Genomic DNA, 5,548 nt, shown 5'->3' on the forward strand with positions numbered 1-5,548 from the left:
AAGAGATTCCTTTGGAAAACATTTAAACAAAACAAAGCAAGTCAGTAATGATTTGTTCTGTCAGTTTCAAACTTGCATCGTGTTCACCTATTCCGGTGGCATGGTGCGCGAAATGTGCCGGTCACTTCGGTGGTCGTGCAATTCAACATTTACGGAGAGTTTGATCCTGGCTCAGGACGAACGCTGGCGGCGTGCTTAACACATGCAAGTCGAACGATGAAGCCCAGCTTGCTGGGTGGATTAGTGGCGAACGGGTGAGTAACACGTGAGTAACCTGCCCTTGACTCTGGGATAAGCGTTGGAAACGACGTCTAATACCGGATACGAGCTTCCACCGCATGGTGAGTTGCTGGAAAGAATTTTGGTCAAGGATGGACTCGCGGCCTATCAGCTTGTTGGTGAGGTAATGGCTCACCAAGGCGACGACGGGTAGCCGGCCTGAGAGGGTGACCGGCCACACTGGGACTGAGACACGGCCCAGACTCCTACGGGAGGCAGCAGTGGGGAATATTGCACAATGGGCGAAAGCCTGATGCAGCAACGCCGCGTGAGGGACGACGGCCTTCGGGTTGTAAACCTCTTTTAGCAGGGAAGAAGCGAAAGTGACGGTACCTGCAGAAAAAGCACCGGCTAACTACGTGCCAGCAGCCGCGGTAATACGTAGGGTGCAAGCGTTGTCCGGAATTATTGGGCGTAAAGAGCTCGTAGGCGGTTTGTCGCGTCTGCTGTGAAATCCCGAGGCTCAACCTCGGGTCTGCAGTGGGTACGGGCAGACTAGAGTGCGGTAGGGGAGATTGGAATTCCTGGTGTAGCGGTGGAATGCGCAGATATCAGGAGGAACACCGATGGCGAAGGCAGATCTCTGGGCCGCTACTGACGCTGAGGAGCGAAAGGGTGGGGAGCAAACAGGCTTAGATACCCTGGTAGTCCACCCCGTAAACGTTGGGCGCTAGATGTGGGGACCATTCCACGGTTTCCGTGTCGTAGCTAACGCATTAAGCGCCCCGCCTGGGGAGTACGGCCGCAAGGCTAAAACTCAAAGGAATTGACGGGGGCCCGCACAAGCGGCGGAGCATGCGGATTAATTCGATGCAACGCGAAGAACCTTACCAAGGCTTGACATATACGAGAACGGGCCAGAAATGGTCAACTCTTTGGACACTCGTAAACAGGTGGTGCATGGTTGTCGTCAGCTCGTGTCGTGAGATGTTGGGTTAAGTCCCGCAACGAGCGCAACCCTCGTTCTATGTTGCCAGCACGTAATGGTGGGAACTCATGGGATACTGCCGGGGTCAACTCGGAGGAAGGTGGGGACGACGTCAAATCATCATGCCCCTTATGTCTTGGGCTTCACGCATGCTACAATGGCCAGTACAAAGGGCTGCAATACCGTAAGGTGGAGCGAATCCCAAAAAGCTGGTCCCAGTTCGGATTGAGGTCTGCAACTCGACCTCATGAAGTCGGAGTCGCTAGTAATCGCAGATCAGCAACGCTGCGGTGAATACGTTCCCGGGCCTTGTACACACCGCCCGTCAAGTCATGAAAGTCGGTAACACCCGAAGCCAGTGGCCTAACCGCAAGGATGGAGCTGTCTAAGGTGGGATCGGTAATTAGGACTAAGTCGTAACAAGGTAGCCGTACCGGAAGGTGCGGCTGGATCACCTCCTTTCTAAGGAGCATGTGCAACGCTCGTCTGTATACAGCGAGGTTTACGTTGCCAAGTCACACTGAGACGAATGTTCTCGGGTGGCGCTCATGGGTGGAACATTGACATTGATGCAGACGTGAGAGTCTGCCAGCAAGTACGTCTTCTTCGGGAGATTGGAACGGTGGCCGGCTGGAGGGTTTGCATATGCACGCTGTTGGGTCCTGAGGGACCGGATCTTCTCCGCTTCGGTGGAGGAAGGACGAACCTCAGGGCCTCTTTTGCTTGACATGAATGGTCAAGGAGAGAGGTACCGCCCGTACTTTGAGAACTACACAGTGGACGCGAGCATCTTAGATTCATGACCCTTTGGGGTTGTGGATCACAAAGATCAAAACATGCTTCTTCGGAAGTGATGTTGATCATTGGTCAATCTGCATCAGGTAACTGGTGCCGATCGATTCAAACTCATGTGATTTCAAATTTCTAAGAGCAAACGGTGGATGCCTTGGCATCTGGAGCCGAAGAAGGACGTAGTAATCTGCGATAAGCCTCGGGGAGCTGATAAACGAGCTGTGATCCGAGGATTTCCGAATGGGGAAACCCCACCAGGCCCCTTGTGGTGATCTGGTGACTCCCGCCTGAATATATAGGGCGGGTAGAGGGAACGGGGGGAAGTGAAACATCTCAGTACCCCCAGGAAGAGAAAACAACAGTGATTCCGTCAGTAGTGGCGAGCGAAATCGGAAGAGGCTAAACCGGGCATGTGTGATAGCTATCAGGCGTTGCATGTCCGGGGTTGTGGGACTTCTCACTCCGAACTGATATTCGGGGAGCATTAGAACGTGGTATAGACGAATGGGATTGAAAGCCCAGCCAGAGACGGTGCCAGCCCGGTAGTCGAAATGCTGCAATCGTGCGAGGAGTATCCCAAGTAGCACGGGGCCCGAGAAATCCCGTGTGAATCTGTCAGGACCACCTGATAAGCCTAAATACTCCCAGATGACCGATAGCGGACAAGTACCGTGAGGGAAAGGTGAAAAGTACCCCGGGAGGGGAGTGAAATAGTACCTGAAACCGTTTGCTTACAAACCGTTGGAGCACCCTTGTTGGTGTGACAGCGTGCCTTTTGAAGAATGAGCCTGCGAGTTAGCGATATGTGGCGAGGTTAACCCGTGTGGGGTAGCCGTAGCGAAAGCGAGTCTGAATAGGGCGATTCAGTCGCATGTCCTAGACCCGAAGCGAAGTGATCTATCCATGGCCAGGTTGAAGCGACGGTAAGACGTCGTGGAGGACCGAACCCACTTAGGTTGAAAACTGAGGGGATGAGCTGTGGATAGGGGTGAAAGGCCAATCAAACTTCGTGATAGCTGGTTCTCTCCGAAATGCATTTAGGTGCAGCGTTGCGTGTTTCTTGCCGGAGGTAGAGCTACTGGATGGCCGATGGGGCCCAAAAGCTTACTGACGTCAGCCAAACTCCGAATGCCGGTAAGTGAGAGCGCAGCAGTGAGACGGTGGGGGATAAGCTTCATCGTCGAGAGGGAAACAACCCAGACCACCAACTAAGGTCCCAAAGCGCGTGCTAAGTGGGAAAGGATGTGGAGTTGCACAGACAACCAGGAGGTTGGCTTAGAAGCAGCCACCCTTGAAAGAGTGCGTAATAGCTCACTGGTCAAGTGATTCCGCGCCGACAATGTAACGGGGCTCAAGCACGCCACCGAAGTTGTGGCATTGATATTTTTGGTAGGCCTTCGTGGTCCAGCCGTATTGATGGGTAGGAGAGCGTCGTGTGGCGAGTGAAGCGGCGGTGTAAACCAGCCGTGGACGCTACACGAGTGAGAATGCAGGCATGAGTAGCGAAAGACATGTGAGAAACATGTCCTCCGAAAGACCAAGGGTTCCAGGGTCAAGCTAATCTTCCCTGGGTAAGTCGGGACCTAAGGCGAGGCCGACAGGCGTAGTCGATGGACAACGGGTTGATATTCCCGTACCCGCGAAGAACCGCCCAAGACAATCCAGTGGTGCTAAGAGTCCTAACCCGGACGACTGATTCCCTTCGGGGATGATGGGTCCGGTCTAACGCTCGACCCCATGCTGGTGCGTTTAGCGTATTAACAGGTGTGACGCAGGAAGGTAGCCTATGCCGGGCGATGGTTGTCCCGGTGTAAGTGCGTAGGCTGAGAGATAGGCAAATCCGTCTCTCGTGAAGGCTGAGACACGATACGGACCCGTAAGGGATAGTAGGTGATCCTATGCTGCCAAGAAAAGCATCGACGCGAGGTTCTAGTGGCCCGTACCCCAAACCGACTCAGGTGGTCAGGTAGAGAATACTAAGGAGATCGAGAGAATCGTGGTTAAGGAACTCGGCAAAATGCCCCCGTAACTTCGGGAGAAGGGGGGCCTGAGGCGTATTAGGACTTGCTCCGAAAGCGTTTGAAGGCCGCAGAGACCAGTGGGAAGCGACTGTTTACTAAAAACACAGGTCCGTGCCAAGTCGCAAGACGATGTATACGGACTGACGCCTGCCCGGTGCTGGAAGGTTAAGAGGAACGGTTAGCCGCAAGGCGAAGCTGAGAATTTAAGCCCCAGTAAACGGCGGTGGTAACTATAACCATCCTAAGGTAGCGAAATTCCTTGTCGGGTAAGTTCCGACCTGCACGAATGGCGTAACGACTTCCCAGCTGTCTCAACCGCGAACTCGGCGAAATTGCATTACGAGTAAAGATGCTCGTTACGCGCAGCAGGACGGAAAGACCCCGTGACCTTTACTACAGCTTGGTATTGGTGTTCGGTGTGGCTTGTGTAGGATAGGTGGGAGACTTTGAAGCTTGGACGCTAGTTCAGGTGGAGTCATTGTTGAAATACCACTCTGGTCACTCTGGATATCTAACTTCGAACCGTAATCCGGTTCAGGGACAGTGCCTGGTGGGTAGTTTAACTGGGGCGGTTGCCTCCCAAAAAGTAACGGAGGCGCCCAAAGGTTCCCTCAACCTGGTTGGCAATCAGGTGTCGAGTGTAAGTGCACAAGGGAGCTTGACTGTGAGACTGACAAGTCGAGCAGGGACGAAAGTCGGGACTAGTGATCCGGCAGTGGCTTGTGGAAGCGCTGTCGCTCAACGGATAAAAGGTACCTCGGGGATAACAGGCTGATCTTGCCCAAGAGTCCATATCGACGGCATGGTTTGGCACCTCGATGTCGGCTCGTCGCATCCTGGGGCTGGAGTAGGTCCCAAGGGTTGGGCTGTTCGCCCATTAAAGCGGTACGCGAGCTGGGTTTAGAACGTCGTGAGACAGTTCGGTCCCTATCCGCTGCGCGCGCAGGAAATTTGAAAGGATCTGACCCTAGTACGAGAGGACCGGGTTGGACGAACCTCTGGTGTGTCAGTTGTTCCGCCAGGAGCACCGCTGATTAGCTACGTTCGGGATGGATAACCGCTGAAAGCATCTAAGCGGGAAGCCGGCCTTAAGATGAGATTTCCATGCCTTCGGGCGAGAGGCTCCCAGCCAGACTACTGGGTTGATAGGCCGGATGTGGAAGAGAGGACGAAAGACTCTCGGAGCTGACCGGTACTAATAAGCCGATAATTTGATAACACTTTCTTTGTTTGAATACGAAGATGCTACGCGTCCACTGAGTGGTTCTCGATGTACGGTCGAGAACCCGCAAACAACACCACTGTGTTCGCACAGCGTGTTGGTTTGCTTGTTCACTTTGATACATCAATAGTGTTTCGGCGGCCATAGCGAGAGGGAAACGCCCGGTCACATTCCGAACCCGGAAGCTAAGACTCTTTGCGCCGATGGTACTGCAGGGGGGACCCTGTGGGAGAGTAGGACACCGCCGGACTTCTTCGTTGAAATGGCCACCCAAGGTTCTTGGGTGGCCATTTTGCGTTAACACGC

Annotated in this window: 3 rRNA genes; all 3 read left to right on the top strand. The window is 53.9% G+C overall.

Going from position 1 to position 5,548, the window contains the following annotated elements:
* The first annotated feature begins 148 nt into the window (after positions 1-148).
* A 16S ribosomal RNA gene (locus tag IFU30_RS20020) occupies positions 149-1,669 on the top strand.
* Between the two features lie 452 nt (positions 1,670-2,121).
* Positions 2,122-5,239, top strand: a 23S ribosomal RNA gene (locus IFU30_RS20025).
* A gap of 136 nt (positions 5,240-5,375) precedes the next feature.
* A 5S ribosomal RNA gene (gene rrf, locus IFU30_RS20030) occupies positions 5,376-5,492 on the top strand.
* Together the 16S, 23S and 5S rRNA genes form the textbook arrangement of a ribosomal RNA operon.
* Positions 5,493-5,548: the final 56 nt, after the last annotated feature.

The sequence above is a fragment of the Plantibacter sp. CFBP 8798 genome, assembly GCF_014841195.1.
GTDB lineage: Bacteria > Actinomycetota > Actinomycetes > Actinomycetales > Microbacteriaceae > Plantibacter > Plantibacter auratus.